Origin of the sequence: Orrella daihaiensis, assembly GCF_022811525.1 — a bacterium.
In the GTDB taxonomy this organism is placed as follows: domain Bacteria; phylum Pseudomonadota; class Gammaproteobacteria; order Burkholderiales; family Burkholderiaceae_B; genus Algicoccus; species Algicoccus daihaiensis.
This window is the reverse complement of the sequence record NZ_CP063982.1, coordinates 990,999-1,013,123: the sequence shown is the minus strand read 5'-3', so window position 1 is coordinate 1,013,123 and position 22,125 is coordinate 990,999. Positions and strand designations below refer to the sequence as shown.

General features: G+C 54.6%; 17 protein-coding genes and 1 pseudogene. 7 read left to right on the top strand and 11 right to left on the bottom strand.

Annotated elements, in window-relative coordinates; genetic code table 11:
- The first annotated feature begins 268 nt into the window (after positions 1-268).
- Together trxA and rho are read left to right on the top strand one after the other, a co-directional pair.
- Complete coding sequence (gene trxA, locus DHf2319_RS04885; protein WP_243480012.1) at positions 269-595, top strand: thioredoxin TrxA; 327 nt, start codon at positions 269-271, stop codon at positions 593-595.
- 93 nt (positions 596-688) lie between these two features.
- The gene (rho, locus tag DHf2319_RS04880; RefSeq protein ID WP_243479695.1) at positions 689-1,945 is read left to right on the top strand and encodes a transcription termination factor Rho; all 1,257 of its coding nucleotides are present in this window, start codon (positions 689-691) and stop codon (positions 1,943-1,945) included.
- Positions 1,946-1,958: 13 nt separating this feature from the next.
- Here the strand turns inward: rho and DHf2319_RS04875 are convergent, their stop codons facing one another.
- Entirely contained in the window at positions 1,959-5,600 is a 3,642-nt protein-coding gene (locus DHf2319_RS04875) for a YhdP family phospholipid transporter (RefSeq protein ID WP_243479694.1), read from the bottom strand.
- 124 nt (positions 5,601-5,724) lie between these two features.
- On the opposite strand from DHf2319_RS04875, the gene glnE reads away from it, so the two are divergent.
- Positions 5,725-8,553 carry a bifunctional [glutamate--ammonia ligase]-adenylyl-L-tyrosine phosphorylase/[glutamate--ammonia-ligase] adenylyltransferase gene (glnE, locus tag DHf2319_RS04870; RefSeq protein ID WP_243479693.1) on the top strand — a complete coding sequence of 943 codons (2,829 nt, stop codon included), beginning with the start codon at positions 5,725-5,727 and terminating at the stop codon, positions 8,551-8,553.
- Here glnE and DHf2319_RS04865 read toward each other — a convergent pair.
- Positions 8,550-8,906: a hypothetical protein gene (locus tag DHf2319_RS04865; RefSeq protein WP_243479692.1), complete on the bottom strand. Its 357-nt coding sequence runs from the start codon at positions 8,904-8,906 to the stop codon at positions 8,550-8,552. The genes glnE and DHf2319_RS04865 overlap by 4 nt on opposite strands.
- 14 nt (positions 8,907-8,920) lie before the next feature.
- Positions 8,921-10,207 (bottom strand): NAD(P)/FAD-dependent oxidoreductase, encoded by a 1,287-nt coding sequence (locus DHf2319_RS04860; protein ID WP_243479691.1) that lies wholly within the window; start codon positions 10,205-10,207, stop codon positions 8,921-8,923.
- Positions 10,208-10,344: 137 nt separating this feature from the next.
- Between DHf2319_RS04860 and DHf2319_RS04855 the strand changes: the two genes are divergently transcribed.
- Positions 10,345-11,013, top strand: coding sequence for an epoxyqueuosine reductase QueH (locus tag DHf2319_RS04855; RefSeq protein WP_243479690.1), 669 nt, complete (start codon positions 10,345-10,347; stop codon positions 11,011-11,013).
- On the opposite strand, the gene DHf2319_RS04850 is transcribed toward DHf2319_RS04855, so the two are convergent.
- Positions 10,989-11,861: a ChbG/HpnK family deacetylase gene (locus tag DHf2319_RS04850; protein WP_243479689.1), complete on the bottom strand. Its 873-nt coding sequence runs from the start codon at positions 11,859-11,861 to the stop codon at positions 10,989-10,991. The genes DHf2319_RS04855 and DHf2319_RS04850 overlap by 25 nt on opposite strands.
- Between DHf2319_RS04850 and DHf2319_RS04845 the strand changes: the two are divergent.
- Positions 11,797-12,174, top strand: a pseudogene (locus DHf2319_RS04845) (GtrA family protein); the annotation flags it as partial. The gene DHf2319_RS04850 and the pseudogene DHf2319_RS04845 sit on opposite strands and share 65 nt — an antisense overlap.
- Here the strand turns inward: DHf2319_RS04845 and DHf2319_RS13165 are convergent.
- The gene (locus tag DHf2319_RS13165; RefSeq protein WP_369810220.1) at positions 12,136-13,173 is read right to left on the bottom strand and encodes a glycosyltransferase family 2 protein; all 1,038 of its coding nucleotides are present in this window, start codon (positions 13,171-13,173) and stop codon (positions 12,136-12,138) included. The pseudogene DHf2319_RS04845 and the gene DHf2319_RS13165 sit on opposite strands and share 39 nt — an antisense overlap.
- Positions 13,174-13,384: 211 nt before the next feature.
- Entirely contained in the window at positions 13,385-15,973 is a 2,589-nt protein-coding gene (clpB, locus tag DHf2319_RS04835; protein ID WP_243479687.1) for an ATP-dependent chaperone ClpB, read from the bottom strand.
- 131 nt (positions 15,974-16,104) lie between these two features.
- Between clpB and DHf2319_RS04830 the strand changes: the two genes are divergently transcribed.
- Positions 16,105-17,007 carry a LysR family transcriptional regulator gene (locus tag DHf2319_RS04830; protein WP_243479686.1) on the top strand — a complete coding sequence of 301 codons (903 nt, stop codon included), beginning with the start codon at positions 16,105-16,107 and terminating at the stop codon, positions 17,005-17,007.
- Positions 17,008-17,095: 88 nt separating this feature from the next.
- A complete protein-coding gene (fnr, locus tag DHf2319_RS04825; protein WP_243479685.1) occupies positions 17,096-17,827 on the top strand; it encodes a fumarate/nitrate reduction transcriptional regulator Fnr in 732 nt (243 codons plus the stop codon).
- Here the strand turns inward: fnr and DHf2319_RS04820 are convergent.
- The 5 genes from DHf2319_RS04820 to ccoG form a co-directional block, all read right to left on the bottom strand.
- Complete coding sequence (locus DHf2319_RS04820; protein ID WP_243479684.1) at positions 17,815-18,822, bottom strand: acyl-CoA dehydrogenase family protein; 1,008 nt, start codon at positions 18,820-18,822, stop codon at positions 17,815-17,817. The two genes, fnr and DHf2319_RS04820, sit on opposite strands and share 13 nt — an antisense overlap.
- 4 nt (positions 18,823-18,826) lie before the next feature.
- Positions 18,827-19,978 carry an acyl-CoA dehydrogenase family protein gene (locus DHf2319_RS04815; RefSeq protein WP_243479683.1) on the bottom strand — a complete coding sequence of 384 codons (1,152 nt, stop codon included), beginning with the start codon at positions 19,976-19,978 and terminating at the stop codon, positions 18,827-18,829.
- Between the two features lie 136 nt (positions 19,979-20,114).
- Entirely contained in the window at positions 20,115-20,351 is a 237-nt protein-coding gene (locus tag DHf2319_RS04810; protein WP_243479682.1) for a hypothetical protein, read from the bottom strand.
- 25 nt (positions 20,352-20,376) lie between these two features.
- Positions 20,377-20,586, bottom strand: a complete 210-nt coding sequence (locus DHf2319_RS04805; RefSeq protein WP_243479681.1) for a hypothetical protein — start codon at positions 20,584-20,586, stop codon at positions 20,377-20,379.
- A 12-nt stretch (positions 20,587-20,598) separates the two neighbouring features.
- Positions 20,599-22,101 carry a cytochrome c oxidase accessory protein CcoG gene (ccoG, locus tag DHf2319_RS04800; RefSeq protein WP_243479680.1) on the bottom strand — a complete coding sequence of 501 codons (1,503 nt, stop codon included), beginning with the start codon at positions 22,099-22,101 and terminating at the stop codon, positions 20,599-20,601.
- Between the last annotated feature and the right edge of the window lie 24 nt (positions 22,102-22,125).

Sequence of the window (22,125 nt, the reverse complement as noted above, 5' to 3'; positions counted from 1 at the left end):
CATTGTTGGACGTTCCGGTCGCTGGAACAAACAAAATTGCAATCAAGCTTCGAATCTCCAGGCGACCGTGCTAAAGATAGACTCGTAAGCGTTACCGGGGTGGCAGCATTGCCATTGACCTGCGGGTTACCCAAGCGATACGCTAACGGTGGATAACAATCTGCTGGTGATTGTTTACTCGCATAATGTTGGCTCGATAGCCTCATTAATCGGTGAGCTGCCAGGTGGATTGAGCCTGAAGACCAATATTTCATTTGAGATTAAAACCATGAGTGAACACATCAAAAACGTCAGCGATGACAGCTTCGCGGCCGACGTTCTACAATCGGACAAGCCAGTGTTGGTGGATTACTGGGCAGCTTGGTGCGGTCCTTGCAAGATGATCGCCCCCATCCTTGAGGAAGTCGCTGCCGAGTTCGCGGACAAAGTCACAATTGCAAAGCTAAATGTCGACGAGAACCAGCAGACTGCAGCCAAGTTTGGTATCCGTGGGATTCCCACCCTGATGCTGTTTCAAAATGGTGAAGTCAAAGCGACCAAAGTCGGCGCTGTCTCCAAGAGTCAACTTACTGAGTTCTTGAATCAGTCAATTTAATCGTTATTGCACCGCGCAGACCCAATCCTGGGTCTGCCACCGAGTTTCAAAACACCCCTTTTCTTTCACTTTCAATCCGATAGACACACTTCCATGCACCTGAACGAACTAAAGGCGCTGCACGTCTCGCAGCTGCTAGAAATGGCTGCAAGCCTCGAAATAGAAAACGCCAGCCGCCTGCGCAAGCAGGAACTCATGTTTGCCATCATGAAGCGGCGCGCCAAACAGGGTGAGCAGATATTTGGTGACGGTGTGCTTGAAGTGCTGCCAGACGGCTTTGGCTTTCTGCGCTCGCCAGAGACGTCTTATCTCGCTAGCACCGATGATATTTACATCTCACCCTCACAGATTCGGCGATTTAACCTGCACACGGGTGACTCGATCGAAGGCGAGGTTCGCACCCCGAAAGACGGTGAGCGTTACTTTGCCCTGGTCAAGGTCGAGAAGGTCAATGGCCTGCCGCCTGAGTCCATCAAGCATCGGATCATGTTTGAGAACTTGACGCCGCTGCATCCGGATGAGCCGTTAAAGCTAGAGCGCGATATCAAGAGTGAAGAAAACCTTACCGGCCGGATTCTCGACATCTTTGCACCAATCGGTAAAGGCCAGCGTGGGTTGATCGTGGCTAGCCCAAAATCAGGCAAAACGGTCATGATGCAACACATCGCACACGCCATCACGACCAACTATCCTGAGGCGGTCATGATCGTGATGCTCGTTGACGAGCGCCCCGAAGAAGTGACTGAAATGCAGCGCACGGTTCGTGGCGAAGTGGTGGCATCAACCTTTGACGAGCCTGCGACACGCCACGTACAAGTGGCTGAAATGGTCATTGAAAAAGCCAAGCGCCTAGTCGAACTCAAAAAAGATGTGGTGATCCTGCTCGACTCCATTACTCGCTTGGCGCGCGCTTACAACACCGTCGTACCCTCTTCGGGCAAGGTGTTGACTGGCGGTGTGGATGCCAACGCCCTGCAGCGTCCAAAGCGTTTCTTCGGTGCGGCACGAAACTTGGAAGAAGGTGGTTCCTTGACGATCATTGGCACCGCGTTGATTGAGACCGGCAGCCGGATGGACGAAGTGATCTACGAAGAATTCAAGGGCACGGGCAACTCCGAAGTTCACCTCGAACGCCGTCTGGCAGAAAAGCGGGTTTATCCAGCGATTAACCTGAACAAGTCAGGCACTCGCCGCGAGGAACTGCTCATCAAGGGCGATTTATTACCCAAAATCTGGGTGCTGCGTAAGTTCATTCACGACATGGATGATGTCGAGGCCATGGAGTTCATCCTCGACAAGATGCGCTCAACGAAGAACAACAATGAGTTCTTCGACATGATGAAAAAATAAAGCCGGTGTTGGCTTAGTTCTGCAACTCCGGTGTTCGCGGTTCTGCCTGAGTGCCGGCCGCGCTGCCCTGGGTAATCTTCGGGTCTTCCCAGGTGCCACCGACGTGGAAGCGTTGCGACAAGGCAGCTTCAACCGGATTGCGCAGCAAGTACTGGCCAACCAGTGCACTCAAACCGACAATCGGATTCACTAAAAACCCGGTAGCAAGCGCCGTGCCACTCATATCCAGATTAGGTCGAACCACGGCGCCCAGATCCCAGGTCTCGTTAACAAGGCTTGAATTGCCCGTCAGCGTAATGGTGGCTACCGGGCTATTGACCGTCAGGTTTTGTGTATCGACCACGCCTTTGCGGATTTCAAAATTGCCGTTGATTGAGCTCCAAGGGAAACCCTGCTGGAATGTTTCATCCGGATTGATATTGGCATTGAGAATGCGATTAAGCGACTGCATGGAAAGCAACTCAAGCACCCGGGCGCTACTGGAATTGATATGGTCAAACACGCCTTCTTCCAGACTCAAATCGGCTTTGCCTGACAACCCGGCGTAATCGAACCGCCAGGGAAACTCGGCCCACTCGATGTTGGCCTTTAATGTGCCTCTGCCCCTGCGGACTTGCTCACCTTTGCCAAGAAACTTGGTCAACTCACCCAAGTCGGTAATGTTTAGCTCCACATCAAGCAGCGTGCCTGGGTTCGCATTGAAACGACAGCTTCCCGATGCGTTGAGCTCGGCATGTGGATTGATGATTTCTAGCCGGGTGATTTGCCACTCTTGCCGATTGGGCGTGTCGCGACCAGCAAGCTTGAATTCACCAAGGCGGGCACCATAAAGGGTCAGGTCTTTAATTTCAATATCGAGCGCTGGCAGATTTGACAAAGCCCCTGGCTTGGGCAGCGCCGATGCCTCTTGCCCCCTAGATGCGGTGCTGGCTTGCTGACCGCTGTCATGGTTGCCTATGTCGAGTCGGTCAAGACGAACATGATAGCCATCTAGCAGCTTGCCGCGATCTAGCGCCCATTGGACCGAACCATTGGTTTGCGAGGAGGTGACTTTGACCGTGTACTGGCGGCCATTGGCGACACTTAAATCAGCCGTCAGGTTCTCCAGACGGTTGCTGTCCATCACAAATTGCTTGGCTTGCAAGCGCGCCGATACAAAATTGGGAAACAAACTCGGCCCATCACTCTCAGGTTTCTGCAGCTCACTAGTGACGGTATCAATCACCGGACGCCATTGCGTCAAATTAATATCATCCAATTGCCCGGCCACGGTTAGGCCGTTACCGACCTCAGGCTTGGCTGTGCCAATGGCCAGATTGATACTCCTGAAAAACGGCGAGTTTCCGCTCTGATTGCTAGAGACTGAAGTCCCCACCATGGCTAGACGGTTTGCCACAGATAGGTTCCATTGCTCGGGCGATGCACCTGAAACATCCCCGCGCCATTGCAACCGGGTTTGAGCCGTTTGACCTGCCGACAAACCCAATGGAGCTGGCAGGACGATTTGTGTACCACTCAAATCAGAGCCTAGCGTCAAATCGAACTGGTCGTCCTTGACCGTTGCACTTAAGTCGTAGGTCATCTTGCCCTTGAACCAGTCGGCAACGATCTGACTTCCGGTCAACTTAGCCAGGTCAGCCCAGGCCAACTCCCCCTTGCCACTGATGGTGTCTAGCTTGTCATTGATGCCACCTGCAATCTCTACCCTGCCTCCAAGCAACGTCGCTGATAGACCCTGAGACTCAAACCCGGTTTCGGACAACAGGGCAACGCCGGCCAAATCAACCAGTTCCGGACTGCTGGCGTATGCCGCTGTGCCACCGTTAAATGCGAGCTCGCCACTGAAGGTGGTGTTGTCGACTTCATTTAGTGGCACCCTCAGCGTTAACGGCATGGACCAGTTGCCCGTCCCCTTGAAATCTCGCACGAACGCTGGCGCGACATCTCGCAACGCGGTGCTTTTGAATAGCGCCAGATAGTCCTTAGCCGCGGCGTTGGTTTGTCCCTTGACAACCAACTGCGCATCGCCTTCAAGGTCAGTGATTTCAGCAGACAATGCACTGAGATTGATGCGCTTACTCTCGGGCAGGCTCAGGGTTCCGGTGGCAATGTCTACCGCGATACGATCGTTGACCATGCTCAGTTTCCCGTTCATGTCGGTCAATGGCGGCCATGGCAAGCCATCTGCCTCGATGGGCTCGGCGTACTGCACTGACCAATCCTGAATGGTGCCATCGATACGGAAGGTGCCGGGGCCTCGACTGGCACTAAACGGGAAATCATCGACCAAACCTTCAATCGCAAACGACGCTTGTGGCACCGTGCCAGCCTTAAAAGCATTGGCTAGCCACTCGTGAGCCTCTTGGCCAATGGTGTCTGGCAAGTAGTGATGCAGATTCGGCAGCTTAAAGCGCGCCAAAGTGCCCTCGATATCGAGCCGACCACCCTTGCCTTGACTGCCAAGCTCCCATGAGCCACGCGCGGTGATCAGACCATCTGGATTGGCGAAAGCCAAGTCTTGCACATCCACACGCCATCCGTCTGGCGCGGGTCGACTCAATGAGGCTTGCGCACTTAACTGATCAGCCACCAACGGCTGCATGCCAGATGTTGGAGCATCAAACCAGGCGTTTTCCAGGGAGAGGCTGGTGGTCAGACGTTGAAGCGATTTGGGAGTGTCAATAAAACCTGGTAGCTGAACATCAGCTGCCAAAAATGCCAGTGGCCCGCTCGCCTGCCAGCGAAACTGGCCTAGTCTGACCTGGTCGTGCTGCGTCTGATCTGATTTGAAAGTCGTGTCACGACCAGCCAGGCTGGCAGTGAAGTTGGTAAATTTGCCATCAAGCACATCCAACCAAAGTCTGGCTGCCATACTCGCCTCGAGCTCGGGCAAATAAATCCAGGGGCGTAAGGCCTGTGGATAAAGCTCACTCAGACTGGCGTAGATGTAGCCATCTGGCTCATCCATCAAAAGGCGTGACAGTGACCCATGAATTGAGTCAACATCAGCCACCACATCCAGGCTGCCCCCCAACTCGCTTGGCAAACTTAGCTTTAACGCGAGCTTGTGTCCCAGCAGACCGTTATCCAGCGTAACGCTGATATCTTCGAGAACCAGAGGCGGCGCGTTTCGCTGTTGGTCTACCCAGACCAAGCGCGATCCTTCGATATTTAATCGGCCCTGCTTTAGGAGCCAACGCACAGTCTCAGACTGCCAAAAGCTCACCGTAGACTGATGATCCGAGTCAATACCGAATCCAGCAATATATGTGCTGCCTTCAGGCGTTCGTCTAGCCACCAAAACCACGTCATCAACCCCGACATAACGAAACACCGGTTCAAACGTCAACAGGCTACGCCAGGACAGGATGGCGTCTGTTGTCGGCACCGCCAACTGAGCCACACCACCCTCATCGAGAATGGTCAGATTGGTAATTTTCAGATTAGCGTTAAGGCCGCGCCAGTCCGCCGTGATGGAGTCAAACCGCACCGGGGTACCCACCGCCTCGCTCAATGCCTGCTCGATCTGGGGGCGCCATTGATCAATACGAGGCAACAACCAGTATCGGGTTGCCAGTAGGCCAGCAGCGGCAACAAAATAGGCCACGATCGCAGCGACCAACAAAAATCGAACAAAAAGTTTGACAACAACCAAAGGAATCCCCGCCACTTAAGGGTTGAATCTAACAGCTAACTGTTACAGTAACCTTGTTTTATAGCAGGTCTTCAATGAGCGGCTCGTCTGCCTCATGATTGAACCGGGACACCAAGAAAATCTTATGCGAGAAGATATTTTGCAAACCGCCTCGGCCTGGTCTGGTGCTTTACGTCGTCGCCTACAGGCCAGCCCGGATTTACAAGCCTGGCTCGCGCAAGCTTGCAAGCTTGAAGTCTCAACTGCGCAAATTCACGCATGGTTTGAGGAACTCGCCGGTTGCGCCTTAAAAGATGCTGTGCTCTCAGTCGCAGACTGCCGACGGGTTCTCAGAAAGCTACGCGAGCGAGTGTTTTTCTCGGTGATGGTGCGCGATCTGGCTGGTCAGGCAAACTTGTCTGAGGTGACCGGTGCCATGACTGAATTAGCCGACATCGCTGTAGAACAAGCCTATCGCAGTGTCATGCAGGAAATGGTCTCGCGCCACGGCGCCCCTGTGGATGCCAGCACCGGGCGGCCCATGGAAATGATCATTATCGGGATGGGCAAGCTCGGGGGCGGTGAACTCAATGTCTCATCTGATATTGACCTCATCATGCTCTACAGTGAAGAGGGAGAAACCACCGGGGCACGACCGATTTCCCACCACGAGTTTTTTGGGAATGTCACCCGGCGCATGATGCCGATCATTTCGGAACCAGATGAAAACGGTCATGTATTTCGTACCGATTTGCGTCTGCGCCCTGACGGCGATTCAGGACCACTGGCCTGGAGCCTCGATGCCTTTGAGCAGTACTTATTTACCCAGGGACGGGAATGGGAACGCTACGCCTGGCTCAAGGGTCGCCTGATGCCGGCGAAGTATTTCGCCGACAGCGATGTGAGCATGGCGCAGCAACATGTCGAAAGCATGCGTGTGCCATTTGTCTATCGCAAGTACTTTGATTTTGATGCTTTATCGGCCCTGCGGGACTTACGCGAACGAATTCGCCAGGACTGGCAACGTCGTGCCTCAGCACGCCAAGGTATTGATACCGAACACAACATCAAACTCGGCAATGGTGGCATTCGGGAAATCGAGTTCGTGGTGCAGTTAACCCAACTCATTCGGGGCGGTAAGATGCCGGCATTGCAACAACGGCCGTTATTGCAAGCATTGCAGGCTCAGGCACGCGCGGGGCTGTTGCCTGAATCCACCGCCAAGGAACTGAGCCAAGCTTATGAATTCTTGCGACGGGTCGAGCATGCCCTGCAGTATCGCGAAGACGCCCAGACCCATTTGTTGCCCAGCGACCCCGAACTCAGGATCGCGCTGGCAAACGCGCTTGGCATGATACCGACAGATTTTGAGGGCACACTGACTGGTCATCGGACCGCGGTGGCCGCCATGTTTCGTGACGCGTTTCGAATTGCAGGCCTATCAGGCGATGAGCCTGTGGCGGCTGGTAGCCACCAGGCCCACCCTACGGCCACATCGGACGATCAAAGCGCCGATCCTGCTCAAACAGCCGCACTGGCCAGTGCGGGCAAAGATGTACCCGAGTTATTTGAACTGTTCGGCGATGATGCGAACCCCCTGAAACAGCGGATCGACTCTTTCCTGGATAGCCATCGTATCCGCGGATTGCCGTCACAGAGCCGTCAACGCGTGGACGATCTGCTGCCGCTACTGATGCGCTCGGCACTGAACACAGAGGCACCAGCGACTACCATGGTGCGCTTGCTGGACTTGATTGAAACGATCGCACAACGCAGCGCCTACCTGGCACTGTTAATCGAATACCCAGAGACCCTGGCGCGGGTGGCACGCATCATGGCTGCCAGCCCCTGGGCGGCGCAGTACGTGATTCAGAACCCGGTTGTGCTCGATAGCCTGATTGACTGGGGCACGTTGATGGAGCCGATCGACTTCGAGCGGGTCAAGGTGAATTTAAAAGCCGACATGGATGCATCTGTGCTGGCTGATGGACAAGCCGATGTCGAACAGCAAATGAATTTGATGCGTGACTTGCAGCGGCAGTTAAGTTTCCAGCTGCTGGCTCAGGACTTGGCCGGCGTGCTGTCCGTTGAGGCACTCGCTGACCAACTCTCCGCGCTGGCTGATTTGCTGCTGGCCCAGACCATCGAACGCGTCTGGCCCCTGGTGCTGCGTACTGAGCCCGGTGACACGCCGGCGCCTCGTTTCGCGATCATCGCCTACGGCAAGTTAGGCGGCAAGGAATTGGGCTACTCATCGGACCTGGACTTGGTTTATCTGTTTGACGATCCAGATCCAGAGGCCGCGGAACGTTACACCAAATTGGCCAGGCGCTTGACATCCTGGCTCTCTACCATGACTTCGTCGGGCCGTTTGTATGAGGTAGATTTACGCCTGCGTCCCGATGGTGACGCGGGCTTATTGACCGTCTCCATCGAAGCCTTCAGAACCTATCAGTCTGAGCATGCCTGGGCCTGGGAGCACCAGGCCATTACACGGGCACGGTTTGCCGCGGGAGATGCTGCGGTTGGTCAGGCATTTGAGGCGATCCGCCAGGAAGTGCTTTGCATGGCGCGCGACCCTAAAAAGCTCGCTGATGATGTGCGTGAAATGCGTCAAAAAATCAGCGATGGTCATCCCAACAAAAGTGAACTGTTTGACTTGAAACATGATCCTGGCGGCATGGTGGATCTGGAGTTCGTCACACAGTACCTGGTGCTTTGCCATGCTCGGACTCACCCGGCATTAATACCGAACCTGGGCAATATCGCGCTTTTGGGGATTGCCGGCAGACTCGGCCTAATCGGTCAAGAGATTGCCCAGGGAGCCATCGATGCCTACCGCGTGCTGCGCAAACGCCAACACGCCCTGCGACTGCAGGGCGCCGACAAGGCACGAGTGCCCTTGGCGGAGATGCAAACCGTCAAAACCGCCGTCAGACGGCTCTGGGATGCGGTGTTGGGGTCAGCAACCTAGGAAGCTTTGGGTGTGGACAGCGCACTGAAATACACCCAAAGCACACCGATCACAGCTGCCGGGGCAAGCGCCATGGCATAGGCGATCACATAGTCGACGGGGCCGCGTAGGTCGCCAATCGGCGCCAGTGTCCACAATGGCACAAACGGCGTGAGGATGGCTGCTGCGATCAGCATGACCACCACACCGCGCCAGAACAACTTCGCAAACGGTTGATGTCCTGCGCGGCGTCTGACAAAGGATTTGAACAACAGAAACAACATCACCACAGCAAGCACAGCCCCGACCACAAACAGCCACCCAAAGGTCTCCCAAAGGGTAACCACAATCATCGCAACACTAATTTCTTCCATGACGCATCCCCATATCAGGCGTAGCCGCGCAACATGGCCTTATAGGTGCCAAGCAGCGCTTTTTCTTCAATAAACCAAGACACCCACAATTCCTTCAGCGGATCGATGAACGGGAATGAGGGCACGAGGTTGTTCTCATAGTCAAACTCGATCAGCATGGCTTTACCGAGTCCTGTGACCATCGGACAAGAGGTGTAACCGTTGTAAAGCTTGGGAGACTCAATGCCGTTGGCAGCTGCCACCATGTGGTCTACCGCCACGGGGACCTGGAACTTCACACTGGCAGCGGTTTTACCCTTGGGTACGCCAGCAACATCACCCACGGCAAATACGTTCGGATAACGCGGGCTGCGCAAGGTCGTTTGGTCAACCTCAACCCAACCACCGGGTGCTTGTGACCCAGTCTGCCAGGCCAGCGGGCTATTGCGAACCGAAGGCGGCGCACTCATCGGGGGAATCACGTGAATCATGTCGTAGTCCAGCGTCACCAAGCCGTTGGGCGTCTGGTAGGTGGCTTTCTTGGCGTCGGCATCCAGGCTGTGGATCACATGGCTATAGAGCGGCTCAATGCCGCGCTCTGCAAACATTTCCTTGACGCGCACATCGACCACCGGGACAGCAAACAAACCCTGATTGTGCGCGGCATAGCGAATCTGGCAATCCGCGCGACGACCCGCCCGCGTGGCTTTGTCTTCGGTGATGAAAGTCATCTTAAGCGGTGCACCGGCACATTTCATGTCGGTCGCTGGTCGTCCAAACAGCGACACGCCACCCTTCTGAATGTACTCATCGATTACCTTGGCTGAGGCCGCAGCGGCTTCTGGCCCCGCATAAATGCTGGCAATGCCTTTAATGCCGATCAAATCCCGGCTCATGCCTTGAATCTGGTCGTAATCGAGCGACAAGCCAGTTGCCACAAACAGCCAGTCATAGGCGTGCTTTTGACCGCTGGCGTCGGTGACTTCATTGGCGTCAGGATTGAACTCGATGATGCTTTGCTCCACCCACTTCACGCCTGAGGGAATGTAGCGTTTGGTGGACTCAACTGTCTGACCGGGCTTCCACCAACCAGCGCCCACCAGCGTCCAGCCCGGTTGAAAATAATGATCACGACGCGCATCGAAAATCGTGATGGTGGCGTTGGGCATCTGTCGCGCGACTCTTGACGCAATCGACAGACCGGCCGCGCCAGCACCGGCAATCACCACTCGCGCTTTGGCGTCTGATTTAGCCACCACGGGTGGTCCCCAACCTGCTGCCGCCAAAGCGGCTGCTCCTGCTAAAAATGCTCGACGCTCCATGACTGCCTCCACCAATAAATATGAAACACTCGGACGATCAACACAGTGCCCACCAAACTGATCGGCTGACGTTGGATCAATCCATTAGAGGCATTAAAATATGGACTTGACTTAGATTAATTGAGATGGATCAACTCATGACAGATCCGACCGATCCTCTACGCCCAAGCTTGCAACTGCCTGACGGCCGCCGCAAAGTGTTGTTGCATTCTTGCTGCGCCCCCTGCTCTGGCGAGGTGATGGAAGCCATGCTCGCCTCGGGCATTGACTACGACATTTTTTTCTACAACCCCAATATCCATCCGGTCAAGGAATACGAAATCCGCAAGCAGGAAAACATCCGGTTTGCCGAGCGGCATGGCATCCGATTTATCGACGCGGACTACGATGTTGATAACTGGTTTGAGCGCATCAAGGGCCTGGAAAACGAGCCCGAACGTGGGGAGCGTTGCACCAAATGCTTTGACATGCGGTTTGAACGCACAGCACTTTACGCCCACGAGCATGGCTATGACACCATCACGAGCTCACTGGGCATATCACGCTGGAAAGACATGAATCAGATCAACGGCTGTGGCGAACGCGCTGCCGCGCGTTACGAGGATCTGGTCTACTGGACCTACAACTGGCGCAAGCACGGCGGCTCGCAGCGCATGATTGAAATCAGCAAGCGCGAAGAGTTCTATCAGCAAGAGTACTGCGGTTGCGTCTATTCGCTGCGCGACACCAACCGCCATCGCCGCGCCCAGGGTCGAGAACGCATCAAGATCGGCGTGAAATTCTACGGCAAGGATGACAGCGCCTGAGAACTGCGCGCAAGCCTGACACCCTGTTGTTGCAACAAATGGCCAAAGGCATCGCTCGCCAGGATCTGGTATTCGTCAACACGGGCTTGTCCAATCGGATCGCCCGGCAACGCTTGCTTGGATGGGTGGGTCATGATCAACGCGCCCGGGACCGCATGAGCTAGCCAAGCACGCATCATTTCAATAAATGGGCGGTGTGACTTGGTGAAGTCATAAACCCCAAAAAAGCCCCGGTTCGTGTGAATGCCTTGCGAAGCAGCGTTTAGCGTGAGTCGATGCATGCCAAGATTGCCAACCACCCATGACTTGAATCGCTCCGACCACGGCGAGTCAGACAATTCCCCGGCGCGCGTATCGCGCACCCAAAAACCGGCTGGCAGTTGGCGATCACGCAAAGCAGCCAACAACTCATCGCCAATGATGGGTAATTGATGCACATGCAAATGACCATCAACATAGTCGGGAGTACGTCCAAGCAGGGCTTCGAAGCGGTTCAATTGACGCTCTATATTCTGTCGCACCCAGCGGCGTGACAAGCAACGCGTTTGTGCACGCAGAATCAACTGGCCCAATGGCATCACGGTATCGGCCGACAAATCACCGAGCTCTTCTGTGAAATTCAGATGCAAACCGATGTCAATTTCCAGCGCTTGGAGCGCCGCGCGCGATTGATCACTGATCCGGGCATCCACGAGCACACTCGTGGCTGTTAACCGACCGATCCTGGCGAGGTCTACAATGGCACGATCGACATGGAGATCAACCCCATAATCATCCGCACAGATGGCAATGACCTTGCTGTCTGCACTTGAACGAACTGCCTCAGAACTGATTGCATCACTGCCCATGAAAAAACTCTCTCACCAACTTGCCTGGTTCGTCGTGGTCGGTGCCACCGCCGCTCTGGTGCATTGGGTGGTGGTCGTGCTGTTAGTTTCAGGTGGTTATCTTACCCCGCTTGTGGCCAATCTCTTTGGCTGGCTCGTGGCGTTTGGGGTGTCATTCACTGGCCACTATCAATTGACGTTTCGGCATCAACGCACCGGGGTGACTCAAGCCATCCGACGCTTTTTTTTGTTGTCAGCATTCGGCTTTGCCATCAACGAAGCAACCTATGCACTCCTACTCAAACAAACTCTGTTGCCGTATGAGTTCCTGCTCGCTCTCATTTTGGTCGGCGTGGCTGCGCTGACGTTTATCTTTAGCCGCTTCTGGGCGTTCAGTGCGGGCCGACGCGCCCATTGACTGGCGCACCAGATAAACCGGCCGGTGTTTGACCTCTTTAAAAACGCGGGCGATGTATTCACCGACCACACCGAGTGAGAGCAGATTAATCCCCGAGAAAAACAACAAAATCGTCACGATGGTTGGCCAGCCATCAACCGGGTTGTCGTACAGAATGAACTCACCCACGATGTATATGCCATAAAGAAACGAACAAATCGAGACAACGAACCCCATCACACTCACAGCGCGTAATGGCCAGGTGGTGAAGGACATCAAACCTGCCATGGCAAGTCGCCAAAGACGCCAAGCACTGAAGTGGCTTTTACCCGAGAGCCTGCTTTCAGGCATAAATGGTATCGCTTCGCTGCGAAACCCAACCCAAGCGTAAAGACCTTTCATGAATCGATCCCGCTCTGGCAATTGCATGAGCGCGGTCACCACAGCGCGGTCCATCAACCTGAAATCGCCTGCGTGCGGTGGCACTTGCACGCCAGACTCGCTACGCAGCAGGGAATAGAACAGTTTCGTTCCAATCCGTTTGCCCCAGCGTTCGTCCTCACGACTTTCGCGCACAGCGTAAATCATATCCACGCCGGTCTCCCAGCGCTGCACCATTTGTTTAAGCAGTGCCGGTGGATGTTGTAGATCAGCATCCATCAGTACCACCGCGTCCCCTTCAGCGGCTTCGATGCCAGCTGTCAGCGCTGCTTCCTTACCGAAATTGCGCGAGAGTTGGAGATACCGAATACCTGGCTCACGTGAAAGCATGCCCATCAAATCAGACGTGTTGTCGCTGCTGCCATCGTCAACGACGATAACCTCCCAAGCGTCGGTCAACCCTTGCAGGGCGACTTTGAGTTTAGGCAACAACACCGCCAGGTTGTCATGTTCATTGAAAGCGGGCACCACGCACGAGAGCATACAGTCACTCATGCTGCGTTCAATACCGGGGCTGCTGCTAGTTGTTGTATCGACCATGGTGTTAGGGCTTACTGTTTTAGCATCGTATTGGGCATCGAGTGTAAAGCGTGTCCATCATACCTGCTCAGACTCACGGTAAGCAAAAAAGCAAAAAAATGGCGGATGAGTTGCTGCCCATCCGCCACACTGCCCAACACCGCAATCCGCAGTCTACTGGCATGAATCACTGCAGGGTTCGCTCAAACACGAAGTGACCATCGCGCCAATCAACCGGCACCACATCCTTGGGACCAAACTTGCCCTGCAGAATCAGTTTGGCCACCGGGTTCTCAAGCTGTTGCTGGATGGCACGCTTCAGTGGTCGCGCCCCAAACACAGGATCAAATCCGGCGCGAGCCAGTTCAGCCAAAGCTGCCGGGGTGACCTCGAGCTGCATCTCCTGCGCCTCGAGCCGCTTGGCCAGGCGCTCAATCTGAATCTCAGCGATTTTTTCAATATGGTCGCTTTGCAGAGAATGAAACACCACCACCTCATCGATACGGTTCAGGAACTCAGGCCTGAAATGATTTTTAACCTCATCCCAGACCACCTCCTTAATCGCATCGTATGCCTTGCCCGCCATGGCCTGGATGTGTTGCGAACCGAGGTTTGAAGTCATCACGATGACCGTGTTCCGGAAGTCAACCGTGCGACCCTGACCGTCGGTCAACCGACCATCATCGAGCACCTGCAACAGCACATTGAATACATCAGGGTGAGCCTTTTCCACCTCATCGAGCAACACCACGCTGTAGGGCTTACGGCGCACAGCCTCTGTCAGATAACCACCTTCCTCATAGCCCACGTAGCCGGGCGGGGCACCGATCAGGCGAGCAACCGAGTGCTTTTCCATAAACTCACTCATATCGATGCGGATCATGTGCTCATCCGAATCAAACAGGAAGTCGGCCAACGCACGCGTCAGTTCAGTTTTACCGACCCCAGTGGGACCGAGAAACAAAAACGAACCGTAAGGCCGGGATGGATCAGCCAATCCTGCCCGCGAGCGCCGAATAGCGTCTGCCACGAGGCTAACTGCCTCGTCCTGACCCACGACCCGATGATGCAAATGGTCTTCCATGTGCAAGAGCTTCTCCCGCTCACCTTGCATCATCTTGGAGACAGGAATGCCGGTCGCCCGCGAGACTACCTCGGCAATTTCTTCAGCACCGACTTGCGTGCGCAACAGCTTCGGTTTTTCCTCTACCGTCTCAGCTTGCCCCTCGGCCGCCTTTAAGCGTGCTTCAAGCTCCGGCAATTTGCTGTACTGCCACTCCGCGAGCTTGTCGAATTGACCCTTGCGTTGCAGTTCGGCCATCTCGGCGCGAGCACGTTCAATCTCTTCCTTGATGGCTTGCGTGCCTTGAACAGCGGCTTTCTCTGCTTTCCAGACCTCTTCAAAATCGTTGTACTCACGCTGCAAGTTCTCAAGCTCTTGCTCAAGAATTTGCAGGCGACGCTTGGAAGCCTCATCGGTTTCTTTCTTGATGGCTTCGCGCTCGATCTTCAGCTGGATGATGCGACGATCAAGCCGATCCATGACTTCTGGCTTGGAATCGATTTCCATCCGAATACGTGACGCTGCTTCATCGATCAAGTCAATGGCCTTATCGGGCAAGAACCGATCAGTGATGTAACGATGCGAGAGCTCAGCAGCCGCCACAATCGCCGGGTCCGTGATGTCCACCCCATGGTGGACTTCGTATTTCTCCTGCAAACCACGCAAGATAGCGATCGTGGACTCCACGTCAGGCTCATCGACCAGTACTTTCTGGAAACGGCGCTCCAACGCAGCATCCTTTTCGATGTACTTGCGATACTCATCGAGTGTGGTTGCGCCAATGCAATGCAACTCGCCGCGCGCCAAGGCTGGCTTAAGCATATTGCCGGCGTCCATCGCGCCCTCGGCTTTACCGGCACCGACCATGGTGTGGATTTCATCGATAAACACAATGTTGCTGCCATCGTCCTGGGCCAGCTCTTTGAGTACTGCTTTTAATCGTTCCTCAAACTCACCCCGAAACTTCGCGCCTGCCAATAAGCTCGCCAGATCAAGCGATAGCACCTTCTTGCCGCGCAAGGTTTCGGGCACCTCATCATTGACGATACGCTGCGCCAACCCCTCCACGATCGCGGTTTTACCTACGCCAGGCTCACCGATTAATACGGGATTATTTTTGGTGCGGCGCTGCAAAATCTGAATCGCACGGCGAATTTCATCGTCACGACCAATGACCGGATCGAGCTTGCCAGCGCGCGCACGCTCCGTTAAGTCTGTGGTGTACTTGGCTAAGGCCTCTCGCTTGGACTCGCCTTCCTGGTCCGTGACCGAGTGGCCGCCGCGTACGGCCTCGATGGCGGCCTCGAGCGCCTTGCGCTGTAAGCCCGCATTAGCCAGCACGCGGCCAGCCGGGCCCTTGTCGTCCACAAGCGCCAAGAGGAATAATTCTGTCGGGATGTAAGCATCGCCACGCTTGCCAGCTTCTTTATCTGTACGCGTGAGCACCGCCTGAAGATCACGGCTGACCGTGACGTTGTCATCACCGCCTTGGACCTGAGGCAAGGCGCGGATTTCGGCTTCAAGCGCAGGACCTAGGCGATTGACAGCGACACCGGCGCGCGCCAAAAGGCTGCCTGCCCCACTGTCCGGATCAGCCAACATGGCAGCGAGCACGTGCACCGGCTCAATGAACTGGTTGTCATTGCGTGCAGCCAGACTTTGCGCATCGGCCAGTGCTTGCTGAAATTTTGTGGTTAATTTGTCGAATCTCATCGTTGAATTCCGTCTCTGACCGGGTTCTACCCCGCTTATTCTCAATGGTTACTATGTGGGGACATCACCGCTTATTTCAATAGCAGCCACTCGCAACGACAACCTATCGCCTGGTCAATTATGATCTGGACATGGATCGATTCTCACAGCTTGAAGCCTTTGTTGCTTCAGCCACGCTAGGCAGCTTTTCAGCGGTTGCACGCGCTGAAGGGGTGACGCCCGCCCTGATTGCCCGCCGGGTGGACGCGCTAGAGGCCAGACTCGGCGTGCGCCTGTTTGTACGAAGCACTCGCAAACTTGCGCTAACGAGCGAGGGACACGCCTTGTTCGCCCAGGCACAAGAAATTTTGAGGTCATTGCAGGAAACTGAAACCCGCATCGGTCAAGGTAGCGCAAAACCGGTAGGCCTTTTACGCATCACTGCGCCAGCAGGCTTTGGCAGGCGTCATGTCGCACCCCTCATGCCGGCGTTATGCGAGCAGCATCCGGGACTTGAAGTATCACTAGACCTGAGTGATGACTTTGTTGACTTGGCCAATGATCGATTTGATTGCGCCATTCGTATCGGCGAACTCTCGGACTCAAGCCTGATTGGTATACGACTTGCCGAGAACCAACGCGTTGTCGTCGCCTCGCCTGCCTACCTAAAAACACATGGGGTGCCCAAACACCCGGCAGAGCTCTCTGCTCATCAATGCCTGCCGCTGTCGGCCCGTAGTGGCCAGACGCGCGGGTGGCTGTTTCAAGTCGACGGCCAAGCAGTTTGGCACTCTATCGAAGGGCAAATGGCATGCAGTGATGGCAGCGTGCTACACCAATGGTGTTTGGATGGGCATGGGCTTGCCTGGCGTTCACTGTGGGAAGTTAGCCACGATATTGCAACCGGCAGACTGATCAGTGTGCTGGATCAGTACCGTGCCGCGCCTAACGGGATATTTGCGCTAATGCCACAGCGTCGGTTGACCCCGCTCAGAGTGAAAGTGCTGGTCGAGTGGCTAAAGTACCACTATGGACAAAGTGGTTATTTTGACTAAAATCAATTCTAGGATGTCTGATGATAAAGAAGGGTTTCGTACAAAACTCGTACAAACTTGACGGATATAAATTTTTTGGTAACTAGCTATGTCTCAAAAACGCGTTCCCGTCGCTGTCGATGCTGTTCACTGTGCCACTTGCATGATGGGTAACGTTTGCCTGCCTGCTGGCATGCCGAACCATGAGGTTGAGCAACTAGATCAACTGGTAAAAGAGCGAATCAAACTCAAGAAAGGCGATATCTTGTATCGCAGCGGTGAAAAGCTCGATGCTTTGTATGGCCTGCGCTTGGGCTCGGTGAAATCCCAGCTTGAGGAAGCAACTGGTCAGGTTCAAATCACGGGATTTTTTCTGCCGGGCGAGATTATCGGCTTGGATGGCATGCTCGATGGCGAGCACGGCACCAATGCCGTCGCCATGGAAGACTCAGAAGTTTGCGTGGTTCGTTTGAAAGACATCGACGATATCAGTCGATATGTACCCTCGCTACAACAACAAGTCAGGCGCGTGATGAGCAAGGAAATTGCGCGCACCTATCAGGTCATGCTCGCGCTAGGATCCATGCGCTCAGAAGCCAGACTAGCGGCATTCCTGGTGAACCTGTCGCAGCGACTCTCGGCGCTAGGCTACTCCTCTACAGACTTCATCATGCGCATGAGCCGCGAGGAAATCGGCAACTATCTCGGGTTAACACTTGAGACCGTCAGCAGGTTGTTCTCACGATTTGCGCGCGATGGCCTGATTTCTGTCAGCCAACGTGAAATTCGGATATTGGACATGGAAGCGCTTGAAGAGCTTGCCGGCCATCAAGCCTCCTGAAATACCCGCTGTCTGACGAAGTCGAGCAAATTGGGTTCAGACAAAGCTGTCAGACCAATTTGTTGAGCCCAATAGCCCTCACCTCCACCTAGGCGTGCCCACTCGTAAAGGCGCCGTGTGTAGAGCTGCAAATCATATTCATAGGTCACACCAATGGCCGCATGAACTGCATGTGCAATGGCTGCTATGCGAGGTGCAACCGCGCTAGTCTGGGTTTTAGCGACCCGGGCCGCCTCAAACTCAGGCTGCCATTGTTCAGTTTGACAGCCAATCTGGCTAGCCATACGGGCACCGTAAACAAGCTCTGCCATTTCACTGATTTGTTGCTGCAGAGCCTGAAACTTGCCGATCGGCTTACCGAACTGCACTCGATCATTGGCGTAAGTCAGAGTCAACTCCAGCACCCGGGCAGCAACCCCAGCCATTTGCACTGCCAAAGCCAGTGCGACACCATGAGCCACCATTGCCCGAGGCGCCGTGCCGATCGCAGATTGATTCACCACCGTTGGCGCCCAAGTGGCCTGCCCATCAAAACATCCAGGTCCACCGACATCTGTTATCTGCGCTTGACTTAGCGGCAACAAATACACCGTATCCTGATGCTGCAGCAAGGCGTAAGTCGAAAGTTTCGAGGATGGCAAATCACGCGCGACCAACGCGCCATCGGCATTGAGCTGTGCAAACCCACTGGCCGTGATGGCACCATCAGGCAAAGTCTGACCCAGGTTTGCCAACAAGGCTCGCGCAAACACCGTCGTACCCATTGGCACGGGCAGCCCGTGACGCCCCGCCGCAAACAGGACCTCCCAGGCTTGCGCCCAGCCTAGCCCGGCGCCACCCGCCTCTTCAGAAACCATCACATCCAAGAACCCAGACTCAACGAGCGGTGCCACGAGATCAGCAGCGCAACCGCTTCGACCAGTTGCTCTTATCTTGGCGGGCAGGTCCTGCGCAGCCAGCAATTTATCCAGCGATTCATAGAGTTCATTCTGCATCTCGTTACCTCAAAGCCAGACCACGAGCAATAATGCCGCGCAAGATTTCACGGGTTCCGCCACGCAAAGAAAAGGTGACACCCATTTGCTCCAAATAAGCCAGGACTTTCATCAATTCACCCGAAACCGCAAACTCAGGATGCTCACCAATCCACTGGCCAATGTCTCGTATCACACGCTGCTCAAAATCCGTGCCGTAGTCCTTAACAACAGATGCTTCCACAGCTGGGCTAAAGCCCTGAACCAATTGATCTGTCACCGACAGCGACATCCCACGCAAAGCGCACAGCTCAGCCAACAAACTGCCCAATAATCGCTGGGCATCTGCATCCTGGCAATCCTGGCTACGCAACTCCTGAGCCCAGGCATCGAGCAATACCATGCTGGAGTAGATACGCTCCGGGCCGCTGCGCTCAAACGCCAACTCGGCGGTGCACTGCTCCCAACCTTGCCCCTCCATGCCGATCAACGCGTCTGCATCGAGCTGCACATTGTCAAAAAACACTTCATTGAAATGGGCATCGCCAGCCATATCCGTGATCGGGCGGATCGTTACACCTGGCTTGGACAAATCAACAATCAGTTGCGACAGGCCGTTGTGTTTGTCAGCCGGTTGACCGCTGGTACGCACCAAGGCGATCATGAAATGACAATGATGTGCGTTGGTGGTCCAGATTTTGCTGCCATTCAAAAGCCAACCATCAGCGTTTCTCTCAGCCCGTGTTCGGATGCTGGCCAAATCAGAGCCACTGTTGGGCTCACTCATGCCGATACAGAAAAAAGCCTCTGCCTGACAAATCTTGGGCACATAAAACTGTTTCTGTTGTTCAGTACCATACCGCATGATGAGCGGACCACTCTGGCGGTCGGCGATCCAATGGGCGGCAACGGGTGCACCAGATACCAACAGTTCCTCGGACAACACGTAACGCGCAAAAAAATCTTTGCCTGCGCCCCCGTGACTAGTCGGAATGGTCAACCCAAGCCAACCACGCTTGGCTAGCTTGCGACTGAAATCAATGCTGGTGCCCATCCAAGATCTGGCCCTGACGTGCGCTGGCAGATCGGCTAACTCTTGATCCAAAAAAGTTCGGACCTCCCGCCGGAAACCGTCAAGACTTGACGGAACAGCCACATAGTCAAATGGAGTAAGCATACAAACAACGCCTCAAGAAGACACTTGGTTCTGTTGCATTGAACCAAGAAATACAAGGCGTGTGTGTTTTAAAAAGACGAACAGGGTATTAAAAACACCCGCAAATCATCAGGACTCGTGCTCTGGCCCTGACTAATTAGAAACCAATCTCTGCTCCAGGTTCTTCACCCTTTTGCGGGCGAATGACCTGAGTCAACGCGCTTGCGCCGGCTCCAATGAACCAAAACAGAAAGAATCCGAAGGCATAAAGCCATTCACGCTCTAGCTGGATGTACCCAAAAATAGCAACATCGAGCGGGTCAATGAAGGCAAAGACGATCGCACTGCCGAGGCCTGCCATCAGAAATGATGGCCATAAAACACAGAGAATCATGCGTGAGCACATGGCGCAACCTCCCTTAGGGTTGTTGACTAACCGGTGCGTTCGCAGACTTTTCCACTACCAGGCCACGCTTGACACCACCATCGTAAATCGGTTGATCCTTGAAGTGCTGTAGTGCCAGAGAAATCGTGACAGCACACGCAATCATGGCCACAAACGGCCCGAGCATCAAGAACCATGGCCACGGTTCACGCCACCAGGGTTTTGTCGGTTGTTCTCGCTTCATGGACGTTCTCCTTTAGCGTGGAAAAATAAAACTCGAGGCTTCACGCACCTCTGTTTGTCGGCCAGTTTCTGACCTCGATTCGGTCACGAACGTAATAGGATGAGCACCTGTCTCGCCCGCATCATAGGGTGCTTGCACCACGACCGGCAATAACAAATTGGCCGCAGCCGGAACTCGAATATCAATAGCGGACTGCTTGCCACCACCACCGGACAATACGTTCAGGCCGGGCAGACCTTCAGCAGAGATGGATAGCCTTAGCGACTCTTCTGATGCATTGAGGATTTGTAACCGGTAGACGTTTTCAATAAGACCACCGGGCACTTCGCGGCCCAAGGCACCGCGGTCGCGAATAATATCAACGCGCAAGGTCTCGCGAGTAGCCAGTGACCCAAGAAAGACTGCGATGATAATAACCATCAGGGTGGAGTAAATCAGAACACGGGGTCGCAACAGACGTTTTCTGACCTGAGTGTCGCTCAAATTCTCTTCAATGCCGCGCTCAGATGTGTAGCGAATCAAACCCTTGGGATAGTTCACTTTTTCCATGACCTGATTGCATGCATCCACGCAGGCACCGCAACCGATACACATGTACTGTAAGCCTTTCCGAATATCAATCCCGGTGGGGCAGACCTGAACGCAGATACTGCAATCAACGCACTCACCCAAGCCTTCAGCCTTGTAGTCGGTTTTCTTGGAGCGGGGCCCTCTGGGCTCACCTCGCTTGTAGTCATAGGTGACGACATACGTATCGGAGTCCACCATCACGCTCTGAAATCTGGCGTAGGGACACATATATTTGCAAACTTGCTCACGCAGGAAACCCGCGTTGCCCCAGGTTGCAAAGCTGTAAAACAACAACCAGAACCATTGCCAGGGACCGAGCGTAAAGGCCAACAGGTTCGCGCCAAGCTCACGGATGGGGGCGAAATAACCAATGAACGTAAATCCTGTCCAAAACGCGACTGCTATCCACAACAGATGTTTTGTGCCCTTGACACGGAGTTTCTTGAACGACAAGGGTGACTCATCGAGCCGAATACGAGCAACCCGATCGCCCTCGACCTTGCGCTCAATCCACATGAAGATTTCGGTGTAGACCGTTTGCGGGCAAGCGTACCCGCAGAACAGACGGCCTGCGAGCGCGGTAAACAGAAACAAGGCGAGTGCCGAAATGATCAGCAGCAAGGTCAGGTATATGACATCCTGCGGCCACAACACCATGCCGAAGATGTAGAACTTACGAGCGCCCAGATCAAACAAGACCGCCTGACGTTCATTCCATTGCAGCCAAGGCAGACCGTAATAAAGCAACTGCGTCAGCACCACCAACATCACTCGCCAACCGGCGAACCAGCCTGTCACCGAGCGCGGATAGATTTTGCGGCGTACGTCTTTTAAGGTTTCTTCCAACGTATCAGACGCGGTCTTGCGCTTTGCCCCAGCGGGCCGCCATGGCGGCGGCTCTTCAGTCTCCGGGAGATGCTGTGCTGGGGTACTTTCAGTGGTCATGCCTAACTACCTCAATATGGCAAA

Bases quoted from the DNA above. Each gene is read 5' to 3' on its own strand.
- trxA (WP_243480012.1), top strand. From the start codon at position 269: ATGAGTGAACACATCAAAAACGTCAGCGATGACAGCTTCGCGGCCGAC.
- rho (WP_243479695.1), top strand. From the start codon at position 689: ATGCACCTGAACGAACTAAAGGCGCTGCACGTCTCGCAGCTGCTAGAA.
- glnE (WP_243479693.1), top strand. From the start codon at position 5,725: ATGCGAGAAGATATTTTGCAAACCGCCTCGGCCTGGTCTGGTGCTTTA.
- DHf2319_RS04865 (WP_243479692.1), bottom strand. From the start codon at position 8,906: ATGGAAGAAATTAGTGTTGCGATGATTGTGGTTACCCTTTGGGAGACC.
- DHf2319_RS04860 (WP_243479691.1), bottom strand. From the start codon at position 10,207: ATGGAGCGTCGAGCATTTTTAGCAGGAGCAGCCGCTTTGGCGGCAGCA.
- DHf2319_RS04855 (WP_243479690.1), top strand. From the start codon at position 10,345: ATGACAGATCCGACCGATCCTCTACGCCCAAGCTTGCAACTGCCTGAC.
- DHf2319_RS04850 (WP_243479689.1), bottom strand. From the start codon at position 11,861: ATGGGCAGTGATGCAATCAGTTCTGAGGCAGTTCGTTCAAGTGCAGAC.
- DHf2319_RS13165 (WP_369810220.1), bottom strand. From the start codon at position 13,173: ATGAGTGACTGTATGCTCTCGTGCGTGGTGCCCGCTTTCAATGAACAT.
- clpB (WP_243479687.1), bottom strand. From the start codon at position 15,973: ATGAGATTCGACAAATTAACCACAAAATTTCAGCAAGCACTGGCCGAT.
- DHf2319_RS04830 (WP_243479686.1), top strand. From the start codon at position 16,105: ATGGATCGATTCTCACAGCTTGAAGCCTTTGTTGCTTCAGCCACGCTA.
- fnr (WP_243479685.1), top strand. From the start codon at position 17,096: ATGTCTCAAAAACGCGTTCCCGTCGCTGTCGATGCTGTTCACTGTGCC.
- DHf2319_RS04820 (WP_243479684.1), bottom strand. From the start codon at position 18,822: ATGCAGAATGAACTCTATGAATCGCTGGATAAATTGCTGGCTGCGCAG.
- DHf2319_RS04815 (WP_243479683.1), bottom strand. From the start codon at position 19,978: ATGCTTACTCCATTTGACTATGTGGCTGTTCCGTCAAGTCTTGACGGT.
- DHf2319_RS04810 (WP_243479682.1), bottom strand. From the start codon at position 20,351: ATGATTCTCTGTGTTTTATGGCCATCATTTCTGATGGCAGGCCTCGGC.
- DHf2319_RS04805 (WP_243479681.1), bottom strand. From the start codon at position 20,586: ATGAAGCGAGAACAACCGACAAAACCCTGGTGGCGTGAACCGTGGCCA.
- ccoG (WP_243479680.1), bottom strand. From the start codon at position 22,101: ATGACCACTGAAAGTACCCCAGCACAGCATCTCCCGGAGACTGAAGAG.